The sequence below is a fragment of the Bacillus sp. FSL K6-3149 genome, from assembly GCF_038630515.1.
In the GTDB taxonomy this organism is placed as follows: domain Bacteria; phylum Bacillota; class Bacilli; order Bacillales; family Bacillaceae; genus Bacillus; species Bacillus pumilus.
Map to the genome: position 1 here is coordinate 2,767,493 of NZ_CP152034.1, position 22,352 is coordinate 2,789,844.

Sequence of the window (22,352 nt, forward strand, 5' to 3'; positions counted from 1 at the left end):
AGAGCTTAAGCGGCTCTGCTTTTTTGTTTCACTGATATAGAGGATGGGCTTTGCCCTCACTGCCAACGATCCGTATTTTCGATGTGACCATATCTTTTGCTGCTTGTTTAGCTTTTTGTAAATACATCCGTGGATCTAAGCTTTCCGGTTCGTTTGAGAAATGATCACGAATGGCTTCAGAGTACGCATTTTTTAATTCAGTTGAGACATTGACCTTTGCCATACCAAGTGCCACACATCGTCTGACGTCTTCATCCGGTACAGCGGAACCCCCGTGCAGCACAAGGGGAACATCGACCAGTGATGCAATTTGTTCAATGCGGTCAAAATCAATATCCGGAACCCCTTTATAAATGCCATGTGCGGTACCAATTGCAGGTGCTAAAGTTGGTACCCCAGTTTCTTCTACAAATTGACGGCATTCTGATGGAATGGCTTTTTCAGCATCCTTTTCATCGACAACGATATCATCCTCTACGCCGCCCACCTTGCCTAGTTCAGCTTCAACGTTCACCCCTACTTTTAATGCGAGGTCCACCACTTCTTTTGTACGGCGAACATTTTCTTCATATGAATGCATCGATGCATCGATCATGACGGATGTATATCCCGCCCTGATACAGGTGAGAATCACATCAAAATCCGTACAGTGATCGAGGTGCAGACCGATTGGGATTTGATATTGATCAGCCGCCGCTTTGACTGTATCTGCAATCGCTTTTGCTCCAAGAGATTGAACGGTTCCAACCGTTGTTTGCAAAATGACAGGTGACTTTAATTCTGCGGCCGTTTCGAGCACCCAATAAATGCTGTCAAAGGAATGTACATTGAATGCAACGATTCCGTATTTTTCTTTTTTCGCAGTCTCAAGCATTGGTGTTGTGGATAGTAAAGGCATGATCAAACATCCTCTCTCGTTAAAATATCTGTTTCTAATACAGTTAGCATCTCTTCATTTGTTCTTGTTTCCAGTAGCTTTTGTCGTTTCGCTTCATCCATTAATCCTCGTGAAAGGGCAGAAAGAGCCTTTAGATGAGTGGTCCCTGCTTCACTTTTGGGGATCAGTAAGGATAAGAAGAAAAAGCATGGCTTCCCATCAAAAGCGTCCCATTCAATGCCTGTTTCCGTGCGGACGATCACGAGTGCTGGTTTTGTGATGGCGTCTGTTTGTGTATGCGGAATCGCAAATCCATCTTGAAATCCAGTTGTGCTCAGTGCTTCTCTTTCCGCTAAGCCTTTTTTAACATCCTCTGGTGATGTACAAATACCTGCTTTGTAGGCAATATCAGCAATGGCTGCGAAAACGCCAGCCTGTGACGACGCGGTTTCATGAAGATTCATATAAATATGTTCCATCATTTCTCTTCCTCCCTATTAAACTGCGGGTTTGTCTATTTTTTTACGATAAAGTCCGTATAGAATGGCACCTACAAGTGATCCGATCAGTATGGATAGTACCCACTGGAATGCGCCTGTGACGACTGGAAGGACAAGGAACCCGCCATGCGGAGCTGGAACCTGTACGCCAAAGAGATACGTCAATATAGCAGAGATGGCGGAACCAAACATGATAATTGGCAGAACAACGATCGGGTTCTTTGCCGCAAATGGGATGGCCCCTTCTGTTATATGTGTCGCTCCTAGAATATAGTTGATGGCCCCTGCATTTCGTTCCTGCGGTGTGAAATGTTTTCGGAAAATCGTTGTGGCAATCGCAATGATAAGCGGTGGTGTGATACATGCTGCTGACACACCTGCCATGAAGTAAAGGTTACCTTCTGCAAGTAAAGCCGTTCCTGTGACATAGGCTGCTTTGTTAAAAGGTCCTCCCATGTCAAATCCACACATCGCTCCAACAATTAAACCTAAGAGCAGCGGATTCGTGGATTGAACAGCTGAGAGAAAATCCATTAATGAATTATTTAGCCCCGTGATTGGTACTAATAGAGGTGTCATCACAGCCCCAATTAAGAAAATACCGATGACAGGATAGATGAAGATTGATTTTAATCCGTCAAGTGATGCAGGTAATTTTTGAAGCAGGAATTGAAGGAGTACGATGATATACCCTGCTGCAAAACCTGCGATAATACCACCTAAGAATCCAGCACCTCCATCGTTTGCAAGCAGGCCGCCGATAAATCCGACAACCATCCCTGGGCGTCTGGCGATTGAATCAGCGATAAATGCTGCTAAAATAGGCACCATTAAGCTAAAGCCGAGTCCGCCAATGTTTTTCAAGTAGGCAGCAAACGGATGATACGTTTCATGCTGAGGATCAGCTGAGTAAATACCGAATAGAAAAGATAAAGCAATTAAGACCCCGCCTCCAACAACAAATGGAAGCATGTGTGATACACCGTTCATTAAATGTTTGTAGATGGTGTGTATCCACTTATTCGCCGACTTTTGTTGAGCTGGTGAAGAAGAAGCAGATGTTTTTTCTGTTCCAGTAGCTCTTCCTTTCACTTGATGAACGGGAGCTTCTCCATTGATAATGCCTTGGATCAGTTCATTTGGCGTGCGGATACCCTTCGCTACAGGCACTTCAATCAGTGGTTTGCCATGAAAACGATCTGTATTCACATCTTTGTCAGCTGCGACAATGACCCCATCGGCCTCCAGAATGTCTTGATCGGTTAAAGCGTTTTCAATTCCTACTTGACCGTGCGTTTCAACTTTGATGTCGACCCCTAGTTGCTCAGCAGCTATTTTTAATGCCTCAGCTGCCATAAATGTGTGTGCAATGCCTGTTGGACAGCCAGTTGCAGCGACAATTTTTTTGCGGCTCATGTCTATTCCCCCTTATATCTTGTCAATGTGTACTTGATCAATTAATGAATGAATGTCATGTAAATCACTTAAGCCTTTAGAAAATGCAGTAGATGCCCCTGTTGCAATGCCGTAACGTAAGCACTCTTCAGGTGAATGACCCTCAAGCTGTTTACTAAGAAAGGCTGCGAGCATCGCATCTCCAGAGCAAGCTGTATTTACTACAGTGCCTGTCGGTGCGTTTCCTTTTAAGACGGCGTCTTTTGTAATGAACAAAGCCCCTTCTCCCCCGCGGGAAATAAGCACTTGCTCTGCACCCATCTCAATGAGCTTTTCTCCTGATTGAATGAGTTCTTTTTCTGACATAGGCTGTGTTTTGCCGAAAAAAGCAGCGATTTCTTCTTCATTCGGTTTTAATAAATACGGCTTGTATTGAAGCGTCTCAAGAACTGCTGCGGAGCTTGTGTCTAAAATAAACTTGACGTTGTGCTTATGACAAATAGCTGCTACTTCTGAAAAAATGCTGGCTGGTATGCCCTTTGGCAGGCTGCCTGACATGATCAGGATGTCCCCCTGCGGAATGGCCGCTATTTTTTCACGAAAGGCGTGAAGTGCTTTTTCTTCAATCGCAGGTCCTTGGTTCACGAGCTTGTATTCTTCTGTCGTATTAATAAAAACATTAATGCGTGTAATTCCTTCAACTGAGATAAAATCGGTTTGAATGGAAAGGTCCTTTAAGGATTGTTCAATATAAGAGCCTGAAAACCCAGCAATAAATCCTAATGCAGTGCTGGTGAATCCATATTTCTTTAGCATAATGGAGACATTGACTCCCTTGCCGTTCGGCTGATAATCTTCATCTTCCGTGCGGTTGACTGCATTTGCCTTCATTTCTTTTAATGCAATATATAGGTCAATAGCAGGATTTAAGGTGCAGGTATAAATCAATTGGTTTCACCTTCTTTCTTTTCTCTAAAGAAAGTATCTCATACGCAGGAGTGAAAATGTTTTCAGATTGTGTAAAGGTTTTCATGATAAAAAGCCTTCTAGATCAAAGTCTCGAAGGCTTCTTTATCGGTTATTTCATTCGAATCACGTAGGCATCTAGTAAAATGCGGGCAATGACATGAAGAGACAGGCGCGATCTGACCTCATAATCTGGGAAGAAAGATTGTTCGCCTTTATATCCGACTAGAGTCATATCTGATATTTTACTTAATGTAGAATCTATTCTTGTGGTGACGGTAATGGTCGTGACTTGCTTCATGCTAAGGTTTTGACACGCTTCAACGAGCTCCGCTGTTTCGCCATTTAATGAAACAAAGATCGCAAGTTCGTTTTTACTGATGTCTCTCGATTTCAGCCGAATGATATTCGGATCGTCATGTACTTCGCATGTTTTTCCGATGAGCTGTAATTTGATGGTCATTTCTTTGGCAATCATCTCTGAGAAGCCTCTGCCGAAAATATAAATTTTGTCCGCATTATGTATTTTTTGAACGGCATCTTCAATTTGCCCAATACTTTGCAGCTGGATCGTCTTTAAAACCTCTTCTTCATTTTTCCGAATCGCTAGTTTAATGTCTTCATCAATGTTTTTGAGCTGATCACTTGCATCGGTCATTTTCTTTTCTTGTTTCAATCGATATTTAAAGGATGTATAGCCGTTGTAGCCAATTTTTTTCATCAGTCTGACAATTGTGGCTGTCGACACATTCGCTCTTTCACTCAATGTGACGATGGATAAGGTGGAAATATCCTCTAAATGCTGGTGAATATAATGGAGTAAATAACGTTCTGTTTCACTTAGCGTTTGATACACTTCGCTTGGAATGTTAAATAGTGGTTCATTCAATTCGATTCCCCCTTACTCATTTCATACTATAATTAAATGCCCAATAAAAACAAGTTGATTCTTTTGTCATGTATTTTTTTAAAAAAGCCAAAATGAGTGAAATTTCATTTTTGACATACACTAAGGAAAAGTTGTGTCTGTGTGAAAGGAGCTGATCATGATGCTTCATCTTTTGTTTTATCTCATCCTTCTTTATGTCGTCTATGTATTTTTGACCGCATTTGTTTTGTTTTATTTACCGATACGAAAAACATGCAAAGAACATTGCATTTATAAAGCCTCTTCTATCTCAGGAGACGATCAGGGGACAAATCAAGTGATGCTTCTTGACGACGGGTTTGAATCTGGTCAGGTGAGGATTCAAATGATTCGTGAGGCAAAGAAGGTGATCCGCCTCAGTTACTATTCCATTCAAAAGGGAAAAACAGCCGAATGGATACTAGGTGCTTTAATTGAAGCAGCTGATCGAGGTGTGAAAGTGCAGCTGTTGTTAGATGGCATCTGTCACAGTTTGCGCGGTCCGCTAAAGCATTTGCGCTATGCGGTAGCAAATCATCCGAACATGTCGATTCGTTTTTATGAGCCCTTTCGTTTGTTGAAGCCATGGACGTGGCATAATCGGCTACACGATAAGCTGCTACTAGCAGATGGCCGAGTGGCTGTGATGGGCGGAAGAAATATCGGTGATAAATACTTTGCAGACCAGCCGCCGAAAGACTTTGCTTTTGACCGTGATGTGCTGCTCTATAACCCCAAAAAGGGAAAAGTATTAGATGAAATGGAGCAATATTTCGTTTATCTATGGAATCATGATTTTACAAAAAGAACAAAAGATGTGTTCTCTAAGCCAAAAGCGAAAAAAGGGCTAAAACTAAGAAAACAGCTGCTCAGATCCTATCAAGAAGCCATGCGCACGAAAGAACCTTTTGTGATGTCGTCCTTTAACTGGGCAGCAGATACCACTTCTGTGAAACAGATTGCCTTTTTCACAAATCCTGTGGAACGCTTTAATAAGCGACCACTTGTGCTGAAAAAACTGAACGATCTTGCGCACCGGGCAAAGCGTTCTGTGCTCATCCAGACGCCTTATGTCATCCCAACGCGCCCAATGAAAGCCGGACTCACTCCCTTACCTAGTGATATCCAGACGACCGTGGTGACGAATTCACTTACGGCGACGCCAAATCCATTAGCCTTTGCTGGATATTTAAGTACAAAAAAGGAATTGATGAAAACAGGCGTTCATTTGTATGAATACGAAGGTCCATATTCGATTCATGCGAAATCAATGGTGATTGATGATTACCTGAGTATTATTGGGACATATAACTTAGATGCGAGGTCTAGTTTTTTAAACACAGAGTCCATTTTGGTCATTGACAGTGCCCCGTTTGCGTTATCACTTACGCAAACAATTGAACGAAAAATCGCCTATAGTTATCTCGTTGCTAAAGATCGAACTGTCTACCAGACGAGCGCTTATGGACAGAAAAAAAAGCCTTTGATGAAAAGGCTCCTTTTAAATGGATTATCCGCAATAACGATTTTATGGAGGAGATTGATTTAAAGTAGGGCAGCTACTCCTGTGGCAGCCCTTTTTCTTGCGATTGCTGCTCTTCAGCTGACTCCAATTTGGTCAATTTAAACACCAAGATTCCAGCAACAATCACAATAACACCTAAAAGTTTTGTCAAAGAGAATTCTACTTTTTCTAACCCAAGCCAGCCAAGCGAATCAAACAAAAGCGCGCAGCCGAGCTGTGACGTGAGGACAATCGAGATGCCATAAGTCGGTCCAAGACGTTTGATACTTTGAACAAGACAAATGACCACTCCTACCCCAATGGCCCCGCTGATCCAGTACCATGCTTCCATATGTCTTAATCGAAACATGCCAGTCCCCTCTAGTAAGAGCCCCATCAGGAGTGAAGCAATAAAGCCCATTCCAAGAACGAGGGTTGTCGTTGACCAAGAGCCTGTCTGCTCATTGACCTTACTGTTAAAAATGGTTTGTAAGCTGACGAGTGCGCCAGCCGTGATGGCTAATACTATTCCTATGATCATATATAAATCCCTTCATTTCTTCTATTCATAAATGTTGTGCTCGGCTATTTCTAGGAGCCCTTTGCGGTCACAAATCGTAATCTTTCCTCTCTGCCTTTCTATCAGTCCTTTTTCACAGAAATGCTGAATGACTCGGTTAATATGACGGTAGCTTGTACCGATTAAGCTTGCCGCATCAGTGAGACGAAGGGCGCTCGCGCTGTCGTCATCTGTGACAACAGACAATAAGTAGCTTGCAAGCCTGACCTCCACAGGATATAACAGGTGGAAACTCAAATCGTTTGATTTTGTATAAAATTTGTTTGTGATCCCTTTTAGCAGAAAGGTTAGCATGCGCGGGTCATCCTTCGCATGGCGCATGAGCGCTTGATGAGAAATCCTTAACATATGTACTTCTGTGACCGCTTCGACTGTATTGACCATGTCCGTCTGCTGAACGTATTCGATATCTCCAATCGCTTCAAGGGGATGTTTAAAGCTAAGAATAAAGGTTTTCCCTTCCTTTGTGGTCGTGAAAATCTTTAATTTTCCTTTCACTAACAAGTACAGGTACTCCCTCTTATCCCCTTTTGAACAAACGAGCTCCCCTTGCTCATAGCGCCACAAACTTACGTGTGATATGAGCTTTTGATGAAAGACACTTTCTAATTGATGTGCCTTCATATATGAGGCAAAAAGAGACTCATCTTGAAGCTCCTCCATCTGTCGCCCTCCTTTATAGTTTTAAAATGATCACGCCTGTGACCATCAATAAAATTCCTGCGTAATGTGGCCATTTCATTTTCTTTTTCTGAACACCAAACCATCCTTTTGCATCGATTGCAAAGGTAAAAGCAAGCTGTGCAATGAGTAAAGCTGCGATAGTGAGTGTCACACCGATGATTTGAATCGCGGTGACTTCATTAAAAATAATAATCGCTGCAAATGCGCCGCCTATTAAATAAAGTGGCTGCACCTTTCGATATTCGCTAAAGTGTCCGTCTCGTACGATGAGTAAAATGACGAGCGAGATGATAAAGCCGGTCAGCTGCGTGATGGTGGCTGCCTGCCATGTGCCGATATCCTGGCTAATTCTTGCGTTGGCTACGCCTTGTAGTGTAATACAAGCGCCTCCTAATAAAGCGAAAATAACACCTTTCATTCGTTCAAAAGCTCCTTCTTTTTTCAGTCTAGTTCCATTAAATGATACATGCCTGCCGGTTGAAAAGGACATATGTCCCACTTTGCGTATTATATCAGAAACTTTTTCTTTTGCAGTTTGTTCGTTTTAGATTTTTCACAGTGGGTACAGTTTTATATCAGCTGAAAACAGAATATTGAATGAATCATATACAAAAAGGAGACATGTCAGAATGAGAAATCAAGAGAAACATTTTATAAACGGAGAATGGATTGCATCAACAGGAAACGAAACGACAGAGGTCATCAACCCTGCGACAGAGGAAGTCATTGGCACCATTAGCTTAGGAACAAAAGAAGATTTAGATAAGGCAGTGAAAGCAGCTCGTGCCGCCTTCCCTTCTTTCTCCAAAACATCTCGAAATGACCGAGTGAAGATGCTGGAAAACATTGTGCGCGGCTACGAAAAACGCAAAGATGAACTTGTAGAAGTGATGACACAAGAGCTTGGTGCACCGCTAAAAGTATCCGAAGAAGTTCATTACAAAATGGGCTATGAACATTTTTCTAAAGCAGCGGAAGCACTTAAATCTTATACATTTACAGAGGACCGCGGCGGACATACCATTATAAAAGAAGCGATTGGCGTCAGCGGATTGATTACACCGTGGAACTTCCCAACGAATCAGACATCTCTTAAAATCGCAGGTGCCATTGCGGCAGGCTCACCAGTTGTCTTAAAGCCAGCGGAAATTACACCATTTGCTGCGATGATTCTTGCAGAAATTATGGATGAAGCTGGTGTACCGAAAGGAGTCTTCAACTTAGTAAACGGAACGGGTGACGTGATTGGTGACGGCATTAGCTCACATCCTGATATTGACTTTGTTTCATTTACCGGATCAGGTGCCGTCGGCTCTAAAATTATGGAAAACGCGGCGGACAATGTGAAGAAAGTGGCTCTTGAGCTTGGCGGGAAATCCCCTCTTATCGTCTTAGATGATGCAGATGTGGATGTAGCAGCAGAAACCGCTGTTCATCATATTGCGATGAATACAGGTCAAGTGTGTTCTGCAGCTACGCGTGTGCTTATTCCAGAATCAATGAAAGACAAGTTTGAAAAAGCGCTGCTGAACGCCCTGCCGAAGTTTACAGTGGGTGATCCGAGAGAAGATCATGCTACAGGCCCGCTTGTATCTAAAAAGCAATGGGATACCGTGCAATCTTATATTGAAAAAGGAATCGAAGAAGGTGCTACCCTTCTTGCTGGGGGAACTGGAAAGCCAGACGGAATCGATAAAGGATATTTCGCCAAGCATACCATTTTCACCAATGTGAAAAATGACATGGCCATTGCACAAGAAGAAATTTTTGGACCGGTCATGAGTGTCATCACGTATCAGGACCTGGATCATGCCCTTGAGATCGCCAATGATACAGTGTATGGCCTTGCTGGGTATGTTGTTGGAAAAGATGAAAAAACATTAAAATATGTCGCTGAACATATTCGTGCTGGCCAAATCACCATTAACAATGCCGAAACAGATTACTTTGCCCCATTTGGCGGCTTCAAGCAATCAGGTATCGGAAGAGAATGGGGAGACTTCGGCATCGAGGAATATTTAGAAGTGAAAGCTGTGATGGGGTTACCAACTGCATAAATCGAGAAGGGGGGAAAACTCTAGGGTTTTTCTCCCCTTTTTATTTAATCAATAAGAACCCATTTCGAATTTTAAGAACTGCTTACTACTCTCTTATTTATTCTTATCCATAATGATTTTGTATTTTTCGACGGTTGCTTTTGGAGGAAACGATTCTTGTAACTCATCAAACCAAATCTCAATCGTTTGCCCCTGTGACAGTTCTTTAGAATCTACTTTCGTTAAATCGATAATGATGAGATCATTTTTATACTTATCAATAAGTAGATGAGTATTTAATGAATCATCGCTTTTTAGGGGCGTTTTATTGTTTATAAGAAGTAAACTCGTCTCCTCTTTACATAGCAGTATGCCTTTTTTTGAAAAAGGTGCTGTTGTTTTATTCTGATTGTATGAATCCTTTATATTTCCCTTCGGAGAATTGCACGCTACTAATAAAATGAGAAAAATCAAGATGACAAGCCGAAAACATTTTATTTTTTTAAACTTTAGCTGTATCAAATTTCATTCACCCCTTTTCAATTCTTTGCGTTCGCTTCTTCATACTAGCATTCTTAGAACAAAACGACCCATTTTTCTTAAGATGCTTTATACAGTTAAACCGATTTACCCTCAAGTTCATTTACCTTGTAAAGGTATTAGAAATGTTAATCATGACAATCAATATTATATATTTTACTTAATGGCAAACTTTCGGTAAAGTTCAAATTGAACCTATATATATAATTCCTATCGAATTAATCTATGTTTATATTCCTTGTGAGGTGGATATCGTTGCAACTTCATGTATTGAACAGTCCGTTTAGTCAGCAGCAGGCAGACTTGCTTAATCAGCTGCTTCCGACTTTAACAGATCAACAAAAAATTTGGCTTACCGGTTATTTATCAGCACAGGCAGCTCTAACCGGATCAGAAACAGCTACTCTAGCCCCTTCTCCTTCTGCCGCAGTACCTGCGCAGCCTGTCAGTAAAGATGTGACCGTCATTTATGGCTCACAAACAGGTAATTCTGAAGGATTAGCGAAAAAGACAGCGCAGCATCTTGAGGAGAAAGGTTTTCAAGTGACGCTCTCTTCTATGTCAGATTTTAAACCAAATAATCTGAAAAAAATACACAATTTACTGATGATCGTCAGCACACATGGCGAGGGAGATCCGCCTGATAATGCCCTTTCTTTCCATGAATATGTCCACGGCAGACGTGCGCCAAAGCTTGATCATTTAAGCTTTTCTGTTTTATCGCTAGGCGACAGCTCCTACGAATTCTTCTGTCAGACTGGAAAAGAATTTGATGAACGCTTCAAAGAGCTTGGCGGAACGCGCCTGACAGATCGAGTGGATTGTGACCTTGATTATGATGAGCCGTTTTCGGAATGGCTTCAAGGGGTGACATCGTCACTTAGCGAAGGTGAAGCCGCAGCATTCCCGCAAGAATCAGCAGGAGAGAGCAACCAAACAGCAGCTACTGAATACTCAAGAACGAATCCTTTTTATGCGGAAGTTCTTGAAAATATCAACCTAAATGGCCGCGGCTCGAACAAAGAAACCCGCCATTTGGAGCTTTCACTAGAAGGATCAGGACTTGTGTATGAACCGGGTGACAGCCTTGGAATTTATCCAACAAATGATCCTGCGCTTGTTGATGAACTGATCACGACATGTGGATGGAATGCAGACGAAGCCGTAACTGTTCATAAAAACGGTGACACTCTTCCTTTAAAAGAAGCACTTACCTCACATTTTGAGATTACCGTATTAACAAAACCTCTTCTTCAAAAGTTGGCGGACTTGACGAAAAATGAAGCTCTTCATGCCCTTTTAGAAGAAGGAAATGAAGAAAAGTTAAAAGCGTATTTAGCAGGAAGAGATTTAGTCGATGCTGCGCGCGACTTCGGTCCTTTTGAAGGAACAGCCGCAGACTTTACTGCGATTTTAAGAAAAATTCCTGCCCGCCTTTATTCGATTGCAAGCAGCCTGAAAGCGAATGAAGAAGAGGTTCATTTGACGATCGGTGCTGTGAGATATGATGCGCACGGGAGAGAACGTCAAGGTGTCTGCTCCATTCTATGTGCAGAGCGCTTAGAGCCAGGTGACACGCTGCCTGTTTATATTCAGCACAATCAAAACTTTAAGCTTCCTGAAAACCCTGATGCACCGATCATTATGGTGGGACCAGGTACAGGTATCGCCCCTTTCCGTTCGTTTATGCAGGAACGAGAAGAAATCGGTGCAAGCGGAAAGTCGTGGTTATTCTTCGGCGATCAGCACTTTGTGACGGACTTCTTATATCAAACCGAATGGCAAAAGTGGTTAAAAGATGGCGTCTTAACGAAAATGGATGTGGCTTTTTCAAGAGATTCAGACGAAAAAGTATATGTTCAGCATCAAATGAAGAAGCAAAGTAAAGAATTATTCGAATGGCTGGAGCAAGGTGCGTATGTATATGTTTGCGGAGATGAAAAGCATATGGCGCATGATGTGCATCGTACCCTTCTATCGATTATCCAAGAAGAAGGAGCGATGAGCAAAGAGAAAGCAGAAAGCTATCTAGCTAACTTGCAGCAGCAAAAACGCTATCAGCGCGACGTATATTAATGGACTTGATGCTTGAAAGAAAGGAGCTTTTACTTACATGGTGAAGACAGCATTAACAGCGCCGGATGGACCTCCGAGCGACGTAGAAGAAATCAAAGAAAAAAGTGATTATTTACGGGGTACGTTAAAAGAAGTAATGCTTGATCCGATTTCAGCGGGAATTCCTGATGATGACAACCGCCTGATGAAGCATCACGGCAGCTATTTACAGGATGATCGGGACCTCAGAAATGAACGGCAGAAACAAAAACTTGAGCCTGCCTATCAATTTATGCTGCGCGTACGCCTGCCTGGCGGAATCGCCACATCTAAGCAGTGGCTAGTGATGGATGAGCTTGCTCACACATACGGAAACGGTACGTTAAAGCTGACTACTCGTGAAACCTTTCAGCTTCACGGTATTTTAAAATGGAATATGAAAAAAACCATTCAAGACATTCATTCTACTATGCTTGATACAATTGCTGCTTGCGGCGACGTGAACCGGAATGTCATGTGTACATCAAACCCCTATCAATCAGAAGTGCACCATGATGTATACGAGCTGGCGAAAAAATTAAGTGATGACCTGCTTCCGCAAACAAGAGCGTATCACGAAATTTGGCTTGATGAGGAAAAGGTTGCGGCAACGCCAGATACAGAAGTTGAACCGATGTATGGCCCGCTTTATTTACCAAGGAAATTCAAAATTGGTGTGGCGGTCCCTCCTGCTAATGATATTGATGTCTTTTCGCAGGATTTAGGCTTCATTGCGATCATCGAAAATGAGCAATTAATCGGCTTTAATGTCGCAATTGGCGGCGGAATGGGTATGACTCATGGTGATACAGCGACCTATCCTCAGCTTGCAAAAGTAATTGGCTTTTGTACACCGGAACAGGTTGTAGAGATTGCGAAACAAGTGATTACTATTCAGCGTGACTACGGAAACCGTTCCGTGCGAAAAAATGCCCGCTTTAAATATACAGTGGACCGCCTTGGTCTTGAGAATGTAAAAGAAGAGCTGGAGCGCCGCCTCGGGTTTGCCCTTTTAGGCGCAAGAGATTATCACTTTGATCATAATGGGGACCGCTATGGCTGGGTAAAAGGCATCAATGGCAGATGGCATTATACGATGTTTGTAGAAGGCGGACGTATCACAGATTATGATGATTATCCGCTGATGACGGGCATTCGTGAAATCGCAAAAATTCATACGGGTGACTTCCGCTTAACAGCGAATCAAAATTTGATCATTGGAAATGTCACTTCTCATAAAAAGAAACAAATCGAGCAGCTCATACAGGAGTTCGGTTTATCAGCTGGTCAGCAGCACTCTGCACTCCGCCGCAGTTCAATGGCCTGTGTTTCTCTTCCAACATGCGGCTTAGCAATGGCAGAAGCAGAACGCTACCTCCCGCGCTTGATTGACAAAATTGAAGAGATTGTTGAAGAAAACGGCTTAAGTGATAAAGAAATCACGATTCGTATGACTGGTTGTCCAAATGGCTGTGCCCGCCATGCGCTAGGTGAAATTGGTTTTATCGGCAAATCACCTGGCAAATACAACATGTATCTTGGCGCTGCGTTTGATGGCAGCAGATTAAGTAAGCTGTACCGTGAAAATGTTGGTGAGGAAGAGATTTTAAACGAGCTTGGCTCTCTTCTCCCCCGCTATGCAAAAGAACGAGAAGACCAAGAACATTTCGGTGATTTTGTTGTTCGGGCAGGGATTGTCAAAGAAACAACAGATGGCACGAATTTTCATGTGCAATAGAAAAAGACAGGACACTCTCCTGTCTTTTTTTCAGCCCTAGGAAGAACGAGTACCGGCACGCAGATCTGAACACCGATGCGAGGGCTCTTGTTTACACGCAGTTCTGTTTCCGTTTTAAGTACTCGCAAATGCTTTTGTACACATGAGGATTGTCTAAAGAAGAAAGATCTGGTGAAGGCTGCTGTTCATAAGCTCCTTTTAATAAACGCCGGACGATTTTTCCGTTTCTTGTTTTCGGTAAAGCTGAAATAAGATGAATTTCCTTTGGCGTGAGCGCTTTTCCCGCAAATGAACCAACATGAGTTTTGAGCTCTTGAATCAGTTTTGATTCGTCACAAGACTGCGGGCTGCTCACGATGAAGCATACGAGTGCCTCCCCCTTCACCTCATCCTTTACCCCAATCACAGCTGCCTCGTGTACAGCTGGGTGTCCGACAAGAATGGATTCAATTTCTGCTGGACCGACACGTTTTCCTGCTGTATTAATGACATCATCTGATCTGCCAGTGATATGAAACGTGCCATCCTCTGATTGCACCACCCAGTCACCATGTGTCCACACCCCATCAAATCGTTTGAAATACGTGTCTTCATAACGCTTAGGATCTTTCCAAAACCCACATGCCATGCCAACCCATGGCTTTTTCACAACGAGCTCTCCTACTTCATTTATGACGCTCTCACCTGCTTCATTATATACATCAGCTGCCATTCCTAAAATCGCCGCATTAAAAAGGACTGGTTTAATTGGGCGAAGCAACGTACTTCCTACAATTCCGCCTGAGACTTCTGTTCCTCCCGAATAGTTTAGAATTGGAATATGCTTATGACCAATTTTATCAAAAAGCCATTGCCATGGTGCTTCATTCCATGGCTCACCTGTAGATATGATGGCTTTGACATGGGGCAGCTTTATACTTGCAAGATCTTGCTGCATTGCGGATCGAACAAACGTAGGTGAAAGACCAAAGTGGGTGACCCTTTGCTTGTGAATGAATGACCAGAGGTGCTGTTCATCTGGATAATCGGGTGCGCCGTCATATAAAACAATCGCAGCTCCATTGATCAAGCCGCCAAAGACGAGAAATGGCCCCATCATCCAGCCCATGTCTGTGAGCCAAAACAAGCGGTCTCCTTTTGCAACGTCCATACAAAGACCGGCATCAAAAGCTGCTTTTACAGGGAATCCTGCGTGTGTATGGACCGCTCCTTTTGGCGTACCAGTCGTTCCAGAAGTGTATAAGATCATGAGAGGCTCTTTATTTGTGAGATAGGTCGGTTCACTTATCGGGTCTTCTTTTAACAAATCGTTTAACCTAATATCTCCTTCATATTCAGTGTCAGAGGAAGTGTGTACAATAACGGTTTTGACGGTCGTGGTTTTGCCTATGGCTTCTGCTGCACATTCCCGCATATTGATCTTCTTCCCGCGGCGCGTCATGCCTGAGCCTGTAACGACAATGGCTGCACCTGACGCACGAATACGTACGGCAAGAGGCTCGCTTCCATATCCAGAGAAGACGGGGCTAAAGATAACGCCAATTTTTGCAAAGGCTAGCATGACAGCGACCGTTTCAGGAAGCATCGGCATATAAATGACTGCCACATCTCCTTTTTGAAGCCCATTCTTCAAAAAGCCAGCAGCGAGGCGATTCACCTTTTCCTGAAGATCGAGATACGTCCATCTCCTCTCTTCGCCCATCTCGTTTTTCCAAATCACGGCTGGCTGATGCTGCGCTTCTTCGTTCTCTGCCCATTTGTCCACGGCCGTTTCGGTTATGTTGAGTTGGCCGCCTTTATACCAGTTTGGCCACATGAGTGAATCTTGACCTAATGCGGCTTCATACGGCATCTTCCATTTGATACCGACCGCCTTTTCAGCTTCTCTCCAAAACCAATCGGTACGCTCGATACTAGCTTTGTAGAATGCATCATAAGTAGAAAAACCAAGTGAGTGCATCCATTGGTAAAGACGTGTCTGTTTGATCATTTGCTCTTCCGGTTTCCATACTGGTTTCAGGTTCATCATGAGGCTGCCCCCTTAGACCGGATAGACCGGATGTTTTCGTCTTGTAAATGTCATCTCTTTTGAGGAATAGGCTTGTAATCGATGACAAAGCTCATCTCGCAGGTGGTCGAACGGGATGACGCCGTCGACAATCATTTCAGAAGCAAGCTCATATATATTCATATCTTCTTGATATTCCTTGCGTTTCTCTTGGATAAATGCAGCTTTCTCTTCAGCAGGCAATTCGGCAATCTTATTTGCATAGACAGCATTTACAGCCGCTTCTGGCCCCATGACAGCAATTTGCGCTGATGGAAGAGCAAGACAGCAGTCTGGTTCAAACGCTGGTCCTGCCATTGCATATAAACCTGCACCGTATGCTTTACGCACAATGACCGATATTTTCGGAACGGTTGCCTCTGACATAGCGGAGATCATTTTCGCCCCGTGCCTAATAATGCCAGCTTGTTCCACTTTTGTTCCGATCATAAATCCCGGTATATCCGCAAGGAAAAGGAGCGGGATATGAAAGGCGTCACATAGCTGAATAAACTTGGCAGCTTTGTCAGCTGAGTCATGGAACAGCACCCCGCCTTTTACCCTCGGCTGGTTGGCGATAAGACCGACAGGCTGTCCGTTCATGCGGCCAAAGCCTGTGATCAGCTCTGCGGCAAACAGTTTTTTGATTTCAAAAAATGATCCTTCATCAATGAGTAAATCAATGAGCTGATACATATCAAAAGGGGTATTCTGCCCTTTAGGAATAAGGTTTTGGATGGTCCTCTCAGATGCTTTAGGTGCTTTTCCGGCTGCCAGTTTTGGTTTTTCTGTATAGTTGGCAGGCATGTAGGTTAAATAGTCGCGAGCGATTTGAATGGCTTCTTCCTCGGTTTTGGCTAAAATATCACCACATCCTGATATGCTGCAGTGCATGTTTGCCCCGCCCATTTCTTCAAGTGTTACTTTTTCTCCAATCACCATTTCGGCCATTCTCGGAGAGCCTAAATACATCGAGGCATTCCCTTCGACCATCACAACGATGTCACAAAAAGCAGGAATGTAAGCACCTCCTGCCGCAGAAGGACCAAATAGTAAACAAACTTGCGGGATACGTCCAGACAGCTTCACTTGGTTATAAAAAATGCGTCCCGCTCCTCTTCTACCTGGAAACATCGCAATTTGATCGGTGATTCTAGCACCCGCAGAGTCGACTAAATACAGCATTGGACAGTTGAGCTTTTCTGCTGTTTCTTGGATTCTGATGATTTTTTCGACCGTTTTGACGCCCCATGATCCAGCTTTGACAGTAGAATCATTGGCCATAACGCATACGGTTTGCCCATTCATCCGCCCCGTCCCTGTAACAACACCATCTGCTGGTAAATGCTCATCTTTACACTCGGCAAACATCGCATCCTCAATGAACGAACCCTGATCTAATAGCAACTGGAGCCGGTCACGGACGAACAATTTTCCTTTTTCTTTGTTTTTTTGATGGTATCGTTCAGTTCCTCCTTTGACAATCCGCTGTTTTTTCACTTCATATTCTTCAATCATACCCATTCCCCTTTCTTGCTAGTTGCCTCTGTATTGAGGCGTTCGTTTTTCTTGGAAAGCTTGAAGACCCTCCATTCGATCTTCTGTATCAATGAGCCGTACATAGGCTTCGTATTCCTTCATCAAACCTGTACGCAGATCGTGATCAAGACTCATTTGAATCGCTCGTTTCGCTTCTTTTAAAGCAATTGGGCCGTTTTTGGCGATTTGTTTTGCGAGAGAAATGGCGTCATTCATAAGGGAATCTGCTAAAGAGAGGTGCTCAATTAGTCCAATTTGAATGGCTTCTTCAGCTTGTAATGAAGCACCTGTGAAAATGAGTTCTTTTGCTTTACCGAGTCCAATGAGACGAGGAAGCCGCTGCGTCCCTCCTGCCCCTGGTATGATAGCTAGTCCTGTTTCTGGCAGACCGAGTCTTGCTCCGGCTCGTGCGATGCGAATATCACAAGCCAGTGCGAGCTCAAGTCCTCCGCCAAGTGCGTGTCCATTCATGACGGCAATGACAGGTACAGGAAGGGATTCAAGTTCTGTAAAGGTTTGCTGAATTGACAGAACTGCCGCTTTTGCTTCTTCTTCTGTCATCAATCGTCGCTCTTTTAAATCAGCACCTGCGCAAAAAACGTTAGAACCAGCTCCTGTCATGAGCAGGCAGCGGATGCTTTCATCATGTTTGATTTCTTGAATGAGTTGATTGATCTCCTCAAGCATCGCAGCAGATAGGGAATTTGCTTGTGCTGGTCTGTTTAAGGTCATGATTCCAATCTGTTCATCTTGTATCGTAAAATTGACCAATGATGTCATGTCACATTCATCCTTTATGAAGTAGTATGAGAGTGAAAAGCGCGTAAACAATGACTAGGCAAGGTTCGATTTACTTTTGATTCGATCCATTCTGCCGCTTTTATCAATGCTGGAAAATCGATATTGGTTTCAATTCCTAGTTTTTGAAGCATATGCACGACATCTTCTGTCGCGACATTTCCACTAGAGCCAGGCGCATATGGACAGCCGCCTAGCCCGCCGCTAGAGGCGTCAAATGTGGTGATTCCAGCTTTTAATGCCGTATAAATATTGGCAAGACCCATCCCTTTCGTATCATGAAAATGAAGAGCGATTTTATCAGCAGGAAAACGTTCAAGTAAAATGTCTAAGCGTCTTTCTACTTGAAGCGGATGGGCTTCTCCAATGGTGTCGCCGAGTGATATTTCATCAATGCCATAAGAAAGCAGCATATCCGTTAACCGCAACACTTGATCCATCGGCACTTGATGTTCATAAGGGCAGCCAAACACGGTGGAAATATATGCGCGTGTCTGTTTTCCTGCTACTTTTAAATCAGCTGTCATTTGTTTGATGACAGGAAGTGTTTCGTGGATGGATTGATTCATATTCTTTTTGTTATGTGTTTCACTCGAGGAGATAAACATAGCGCCTGTGTCAAGATTTGCTTCAAAAAAGTGAGCTAAGCCTTTTTCGTTAGGAATGAGTGCTGCATAGGTGATGTCGCCTCTTTTGTGTAAGGATTGGGCTAACTCTTTGGCGTCTTTTAAGGCTGGGACCCATTTAGGATGAACAAATGAGGTGACTTCAATATAAGGAAGCCGGGCTGTTGTGAGCAGTTCAATCCATCTTTGTTTCTCACTTGTGTCCAGCCAAGTGGATTCATTTTGCAATCCGTCCCGCGGGCCAACCTCCCTAATAAGTACACGCTTTGGTAATGCCATCTCGCTTCCCCCTATTCTGTCAGCTCTAGAAGAACCTCCCCTTCATCGACAAATTCTCCCTCTCTTTTATACACTTTGCTGATGACACCTGCCTCTTCTGCCACTATTGGAATCTCCATTTTCATTGATTCCAAGATAGCGACCTCCTGCCCTTGTTGCACTTCATCGCCTTGTTTCACAAGAAGCTTCCATAAGTTTCCCGCCATTTGTATCGTGACCGTTTTCATGAACGGTTCCCCTCCCTTTTTTTCATGAGAAAATCGGTTGTGATGCTGCCATGTAAGAAAGTAGATGATTCAGCCATTTCCCTCAAAAGCGGTAAGTTGGTTTTGATCCCTTCTATTTCATATGCTTGTAACGCCTGTTTTAATCGTTCTATTGCAAGTTTTCGTGTATCACCGTAAACGACCATCTTCGCAATCATTGGATCGTAATATGGGGTAATGACGCTCCCGCTTGTCACACTTGATTCATGGCGTATATAGGGAGCTTCTGGTATAGATAGCCGAGTGATTGTTCCTGGTGACGGATAAAAGGTGACGGGATCCTCCGCATAGATTCTGACCTCGATGGCATGCCCGATTTGATGAATGTCCCCCTGATTGAAGGAAAGCGGCTCTGATGCAGCGATTTTCAGTTGCTCCTCGACAAGATCAATACCTGTAATTTCTTCTGTGACAGGGTGCTCTACTTGTAATCTCGTGTTCATCTCTAAAAAGTAAAATTGTTGGTTTTGATCGACTAAACATTCAATTGTCCCTGCATTTTCATAGCCAATGGCTTTGGCTGCTTTCACCGCCACCCGTCCCATCTCTTGTCTTACGGATTCATCGAGACAGGCAGCTGGTGCTTCTTCGATGATTTTCTGGTGTCTTCTCTGGAGTGAACAGTCGCGCTCAAATAAGTGAACCCCGTGGCCGAATGAATCAAAGAGGACCTGGATTTCAATGTGCCGCGCGTCTTCAATGACCTTTTCCATATAAAGCGTCCCGTCGTTAAAAAAACTTTGCGCTCTTTTTTGATTTCCCTCAAAAGCTTTACGCAGCTCCTCATCATTTCGGACAAGCTGCATGCCGATACCTCCGCCTCCGCTTGATGCCTTGAGCATGATCGGATAACCGAGTGACTGCGCTTTACTGACTCCTTCTTCTGCGTCATGGAGAGGTGCTGAAACGCCAGGTACAATGGGGATTCCCGCATGATCCATCGTTTTTCTCGCTTCAATTTTATTCCCCATGCGCTGAATGACCTGTGCAGATGGACCAATAAAAGCGATTCCTTCGCTGCGGCAGCGTTCTGCAAAGGCGGCATTTTCTGATAAAAGGCCATACCCAGGGTGGATGGCGTCTGTATTTGTCTGCTTGGCTACCTCGATGATCACTTCCATGTTTAAATAGCTTTCAGATACTTTTGCACCTCCAATAAGATAGGCGCTGTCTGCTTCTTGCACATGAAGTGCATGCTGATCTGCCTCTGAATAAACAGCCACGGTGTTGATCCCGAGCCTTTTACAAGTCCGAATAATTCGACGAGCAATTTCGCCTCGATTGGCGATCAATACTTTTTTGAACATCGCTGCCCTCACTCCTTTATTAGATCAAGTGCCTGTTTTTTCAGACGAAATTTTTGAATCTTCCCTGAGGCGGTCATCGGATACTCGTCTGTGATGAAAAAATATTTCGGAATTTTGTAGCGTGCCATTTGTGACTGACAGTAGCTGGTTAATGTCTCAATCGTCACCGTGCGACCTTGTTTGAGCCGAATGAATGCGGCGGCTTCTTCTCCGTAAGTCTCGTCAGGAATACCGACGACCTGTGCATCAAGAATGGCTGGATGCGTGTAAAGAACGTCTTCAATCTCTTTTGGATAAACATTTTCCCCGCCTCTAATGATCATATCTTTCAGCCGTCCTGTGATTTTCACATAGCCATCCTCATCCATCTCCGCTAAATCTCCTGTATGAAGCCACCCGTCCTCATCAATGACTTCATTTGTGGCTTCTTCATTTTTATAGTAGCCTTTCATCACGTGATAGCCTTTCGTGCACAGCTCGCCTTGTTCTCCTCTTGGTACTTCATATGGGGTACCTGGGGCGGTGATTTTTACCTCGATGTGAGGAAGCGCCCGTCCGACTGTTTGAACCCGCCTTTCAAATGAATCATCCGTTCTTGTTTGGGTAATGACAGGCGAGCTTTCAGTCTGGCCGTAGGCAATCGTGAGCTCCTTCAGACCCATTTGTTCAATGACGGCTTTCATCACATGGGATGGGCAGAGAGATCCTGCCATAATGCCGGTGCGTAATGTTGACAGATTGTACTTGTGGAAATTCGGATGATCAAGCTCTGCGATGAACATTGTCGGGACGCCGTGAAGAACCGTGCACTTCTCTTTTTCCACTGTTTGAAGGACTCGCTCTGGGTGGAAAGATTCAATTGGAATGATCGTGCCACCTTTTGCGAGACAAGCAAGTACGCCAAGAACAGACCCAAAGCAATGAAAGAACGGCACGGGGATACACATGCGGTCTTCACGGGTGAGCTTCATGCAATCTCCGATTTGACTGGCATTGCAGACGATGTTTGTATGGCTGAGCATGACACCTTTTGGGTAGCCTGTTGTCCCTGACGTATATTGCATATTAATGACGTCATCAGGCGTTAGCTCCTCCATTCGTTTCTCCCATTCATCATCCTCCGTTCTTTTGGCAGCAGCTTGAATACTGTCCCAGCTGCGCATGCCCTTTGGCGTGTGCTCGCCAATATAAACGACACTTTTTAAATATGGAAATGCTGTTGAAGTGATCTCGCCCTGATGAGCTGTTTGGAGCTCTGGGATGAGGTCTTCAAGCATTCTGACATAGGATGTCTCTTTAAACCCGTCTACGATAAACAGCATGCTGCTATCAGAGTGTTTTAGTAAGTAAGCGAGTTCTTGTGATTGAAAGTTCGTATTCACGGTGACAAGAACGGCTCCAATAGAAGCGCAGGCGAATTGCAGCATGAGCCATTCAGGTACATTGGGTGCCATAATGGCGATATGATCTCCTTTTTGAACGCCTAATGCCATAAGACCTTTCCCTGTTTCCTTGACCTCTTTAAAAAACGCTTCGTATGAATAACGTAATGAACGTTCTGGATACACAATGGCTTCATGTGCTGGGTGCTGCTCCTTTTTCTCTTTTAATAGGGAGCCAATCGTTTGTGGATGAATCGACATCATGAATTTCCTCCTCCACCAATAGT

Annotated in this window: 20 protein-coding genes; 4 read left to right on the forward strand and 16 right to left on the reverse strand. The window is 43.8% G+C overall.

Going from position 1 to position 22,352, the window contains the following annotated elements; all coding sequences use genetic code 11:
• Nucleotides 1-28: 28 nt before the first annotated feature.
• The 5 genes from MHB83_RS13970 to MHB83_RS13990 form a co-directional block, all read right to left on the reverse strand.
• Entirely contained in the window at nt 29-898 is an 870-nt protein-coding gene (locus MHB83_RS13970) for a class II fructose-bisphosphate aldolase (protein WP_003210866.1), read from the reverse strand.
• A 2-nt stretch (nt 899-900) separates the two neighbouring features.
• Nucleotides 901-1,359, reverse strand: a complete 459-nt coding sequence (locus MHB83_RS13975; protein ID WP_003211874.1) for a fructose PTS transporter subunit IIA — start codon at nt 1,357-1,359, stop codon at nt 901-903.
• Nucleotides 1,360-1,374: 15 nt separating this feature from the next.
• Nucleotides 1,375-2,793 (reverse strand): PTS fructose transporter subunit IIBC, encoded by a 1,419-nt coding sequence (locus MHB83_RS13980; protein WP_335356026.1) that lies wholly within the window; start codon nt 2,791-2,793, stop codon nt 1,375-1,377.
• Nucleotides 2,794-2,805: 12 nt separating this feature from the next.
• Nucleotides 2,806-3,720 carry a 1-phosphofructokinase gene (pfkB, locus tag MHB83_RS13985; protein ID WP_335356025.1) on the reverse strand — a complete coding sequence of 305 codons (915 nt, stop codon included), beginning with the start codon at nt 3,718-3,720 and terminating at the stop codon, nt 2,806-2,808.
• A gap of 130 nt (nt 3,721-3,850) precedes the next feature.
• The gene (locus tag MHB83_RS13990; RefSeq protein ID WP_003211946.1) at nt 3,851-4,627 is read right to left on the reverse strand and encodes a MurR/RpiR family transcriptional regulator; all 777 of its coding nucleotides are present in this window, start codon (nt 4,625-4,627) and stop codon (nt 3,851-3,853) included.
• Nucleotides 4,628-4,787: 160 nt separating this feature from the next.
• Between MHB83_RS13990 and MHB83_RS13995 the strand changes: the two genes are divergently transcribed.
• Nucleotides 4,788-6,194 (forward strand): phospholipase D family protein, encoded by a 1,407-nt coding sequence (locus MHB83_RS13995; protein WP_335356024.1) that lies wholly within the window; start codon nt 4,788-4,790, stop codon nt 6,192-6,194.
• Nucleotides 6,195-6,204: 10 nt separating this feature from the next.
• Here MHB83_RS13995 and MHB83_RS14000 read toward each other — a convergent pair whose 3' ends face one another.
• From MHB83_RS14000 to MHB83_RS14010, 3 genes are read right to left on the reverse strand one after another with little or no spacing between them, the layout of a single operon-like run.
• Nucleotides 6,205-6,690, reverse strand: a complete 486-nt coding sequence (locus MHB83_RS14000; RefSeq protein ID WP_212046647.1) for a DMT family transporter — start codon at nt 6,688-6,690, stop codon at nt 6,205-6,207.
• Nucleotides 6,691-6,711: 21 nt separating this feature from the next.
• Nucleotides 6,712-7,392: a Crp/Fnr family transcriptional regulator gene (locus MHB83_RS14005; protein ID WP_335356023.1), complete on the reverse strand. Its 681-nt coding sequence runs from the start codon at nt 7,390-7,392 to the stop codon at nt 6,712-6,714.
• Between the two features lie 13 nt (nt 7,393-7,405).
• The gene (locus MHB83_RS14010; protein WP_251190452.1) at nt 7,406-7,831 is read right to left on the reverse strand and encodes a DMT family transporter; all 426 of its coding nucleotides are present in this window, start codon (nt 7,829-7,831) and stop codon (nt 7,406-7,408) included.
• A gap of 211 nt (nt 7,832-8,042) precedes the next feature.
• Here MHB83_RS14010 and MHB83_RS14015 point away from each other — a divergent pair, with 211 nt between their 5' ends.
• Nucleotides 8,043-9,470, forward strand: a complete 1,428-nt coding sequence (locus MHB83_RS14015; protein WP_335356022.1) for an aldehyde dehydrogenase family protein — start codon at nt 8,043-8,045, stop codon at nt 9,468-9,470.
• 93 nt (nt 9,471-9,563) lie between these two features.
• Here the strand turns inward: MHB83_RS14015 and MHB83_RS14020 are convergent, their stop codons facing one another.
• Nucleotides 9,564-9,971, reverse strand: coding sequence for a DUF3221 domain-containing protein (locus tag MHB83_RS14020; RefSeq protein WP_335356021.1), 408 nt, complete (start codon nt 9,969-9,971; stop codon nt 9,564-9,566).
• A gap of 273 nt (nt 9,972-10,244) precedes the next feature.
• On the opposite strand from MHB83_RS14020, the gene MHB83_RS14025 reads away from it, so the two are divergent.
• Both MHB83_RS14025 and cysI read left to right on the forward strand, forming a co-directional pair.
• Nucleotides 10,245-12,065, forward strand: a complete 1,821-nt coding sequence (locus MHB83_RS14025) for an assimilatory sulfite reductase (NADPH) flavoprotein subunit (protein ID WP_335356020.1) — start codon at nt 10,245-10,247, stop codon at nt 12,063-12,065.
• Nucleotides 12,066-12,102: 37 nt separating this feature from the next.
• Nucleotides 12,103-13,821 (forward strand): assimilatory sulfite reductase (NADPH) hemoprotein subunit, encoded by a 1,719-nt coding sequence (cysI, locus tag MHB83_RS14030; protein ID WP_050944839.1) that lies wholly within the window; start codon nt 12,103-12,105, stop codon nt 13,819-13,821.
• 91 nt (nt 13,822-13,912) lie between these two features.
• On the opposite strand, the gene MHB83_RS14035 is transcribed toward cysI, so the two are convergent.
• Genes MHB83_RS14035 through MHB83_RS14065 form a run of 7 tightly spaced genes read right to left on the reverse strand, consistent with a single transcriptional unit; the run spans nt 13,913 to nt 22,329 of the window.
• On the reverse strand, nt 13,913-15,850 hold the full coding sequence (locus MHB83_RS14035; protein WP_268460087.1) for an AMP-binding protein: 1,938 nt from the start codon (nt 15,848-15,850) through the stop codon (nt 13,913-13,915).
• Nucleotides 15,851-15,862: 12 nt separating this feature from the next.
• Nucleotides 15,863-17,386, reverse strand: coding sequence for an acyl-CoA carboxylase subunit beta (locus MHB83_RS14040; RefSeq protein ID WP_342496409.1), 1,524 nt, complete (start codon nt 17,384-17,386; stop codon nt 15,863-15,865).
• 18 nt (nt 17,387-17,404) lie between these two features.
• Entirely contained in the window at nt 17,405-18,187 is a 783-nt protein-coding gene (locus tag MHB83_RS14045; RefSeq protein ID WP_137055664.1) for an enoyl-CoA hydratase, read from the reverse strand.
• A 14-nt stretch (nt 18,188-18,201) separates the two neighbouring features.
• Nucleotides 18,202-19,110 (reverse strand): hydroxymethylglutaryl-CoA lyase, encoded by a 909-nt coding sequence (locus tag MHB83_RS14050; protein WP_212046639.1) that lies wholly within the window; start codon nt 19,108-19,110, stop codon nt 18,202-18,204.
• Nucleotides 19,111-19,121: 11 nt separating this feature from the next.
• On the reverse strand, nt 19,122-19,337 hold the full coding sequence (locus MHB83_RS14055; protein WP_253622532.1) for an acetyl-CoA carboxylase biotin carboxyl carrier protein subunit: 216 nt from the start codon (nt 19,335-19,337) through the stop codon (nt 19,122-19,124).
• Entirely contained in the window at nt 19,334-20,683 is a 1,350-nt protein-coding gene (locus MHB83_RS14060; RefSeq protein ID WP_050944833.1) for an acetyl-CoA carboxylase biotin carboxylase subunit, read from the reverse strand. The genes MHB83_RS14055 and MHB83_RS14060 overlap by 4 nt, the downstream gene beginning before the upstream one ends.
• A gap of 8 nt (nt 20,684-20,691) precedes the next feature.
• On the reverse strand, nt 20,692-22,329 hold the full coding sequence (locus MHB83_RS14065; RefSeq protein ID WP_335365570.1) for an AMP-binding protein: 1,638 nt from the start codon (nt 22,327-22,329) through the stop codon (nt 20,692-20,694).
• Nucleotides 22,330-22,352: the final 23 nt, after the last annotated feature.

Bases quoted from the DNA above. Each gene is read 5' to 3' on its own strand.
- MHB83_RS14045 (WP_137055664.1), bottom strand. From the start codon at position 18,187: ATGACATCATTGGTCAATTTTACGATACAAGATGAACAGATTGGAATC.
- MHB83_RS14065 (WP_335365570.1), bottom strand. From the start codon at position 22,329: ATGATGTCGATTCATCCACAAACGATTGGCTCCCTATTAAAAGAGAAA.
- MHB83_RS14010 (WP_251190452.1), bottom strand. From the start codon at position 7,831: ATGAAAGGTGTTATTTTCGCTTTATTAGGAGGCGCTTGTATTACACTA.
- MHB83_RS14040 (WP_342496409.1), bottom strand. From the start codon at position 17,386: ATGATTGAAGAATATGAAGTGAAAAAACAGCGGATTGTCAAAGGAGGA.
- MHB83_RS14000 (WP_212046647.1), bottom strand. From the start codon at position 6,690: ATGATCATAGGAATAGTATTAGCCATCACGGCTGGCGCACTCGTCAGC.
- MHB83_RS14035 (WP_268460087.1), bottom strand. From the start codon at position 15,850: ATGATGAACCTGAAACCAGTATGGAAACCGGAAGAGCAAATGATCAAA.
- MHB83_RS14050 (WP_212046639.1), bottom strand. From the start codon at position 19,110: ATGGCATTACCAAAGCGTGTACTTATTAGGGAGGTTGGCCCGCGGGAC.
- MHB83_RS13995 (WP_335356024.1), top strand. From the start codon at position 4,788: ATGCTTCATCTTTTGTTTTATCTCATCCTTCTTTATGTCGTCTATGTA.
- MHB83_RS13970 (WP_003210866.1), bottom strand. From the start codon at position 898: ATGCCTTTACTATCCACAACACCAATGCTTGAGACTGCGAAAAAAGAA.
- MHB83_RS14055 (WP_253622532.1), bottom strand. From the start codon at position 19,337: ATGAAAACGGTCACGATACAAATGGCGGGAAACTTATGGAAGCTTCTT.
- MHB83_RS14005 (WP_335356023.1), bottom strand. From the start codon at position 7,392: ATGGAGGAGCTTCAAGATGAGTCTCTTTTTGCCTCATATATGAAGGCA.
- cysI (WP_050944839.1), top strand. From the start codon at position 12,103: ATGGTGAAGACAGCATTAACAGCGCCGGATGGACCTCCGAGCGACGTA.
- MHB83_RS13980 (WP_335356026.1), bottom strand. From the start codon at position 2,793: ATGAGCCGCAAAAAAATTGTCGCTGCAACTGGCTGTCCAACAGGCATT.
- MHB83_RS14060 (WP_050944833.1), bottom strand. From the start codon at position 20,683: ATGTTCAAAAAAGTATTGATCGCCAATCGAGGCGAAATTGCTCGTCGA.
- MHB83_RS14015 (WP_335356022.1), top strand. From the start codon at position 8,043: ATGAGAAATCAAGAGAAACATTTTATAAACGGAGAATGGATTGCATCA.
- MHB83_RS13975 (WP_003211874.1), bottom strand. From the start codon at position 1,359: ATGATGGAACATATTTATATGAATCTTCATGAAACCGCGTCGTCACAG.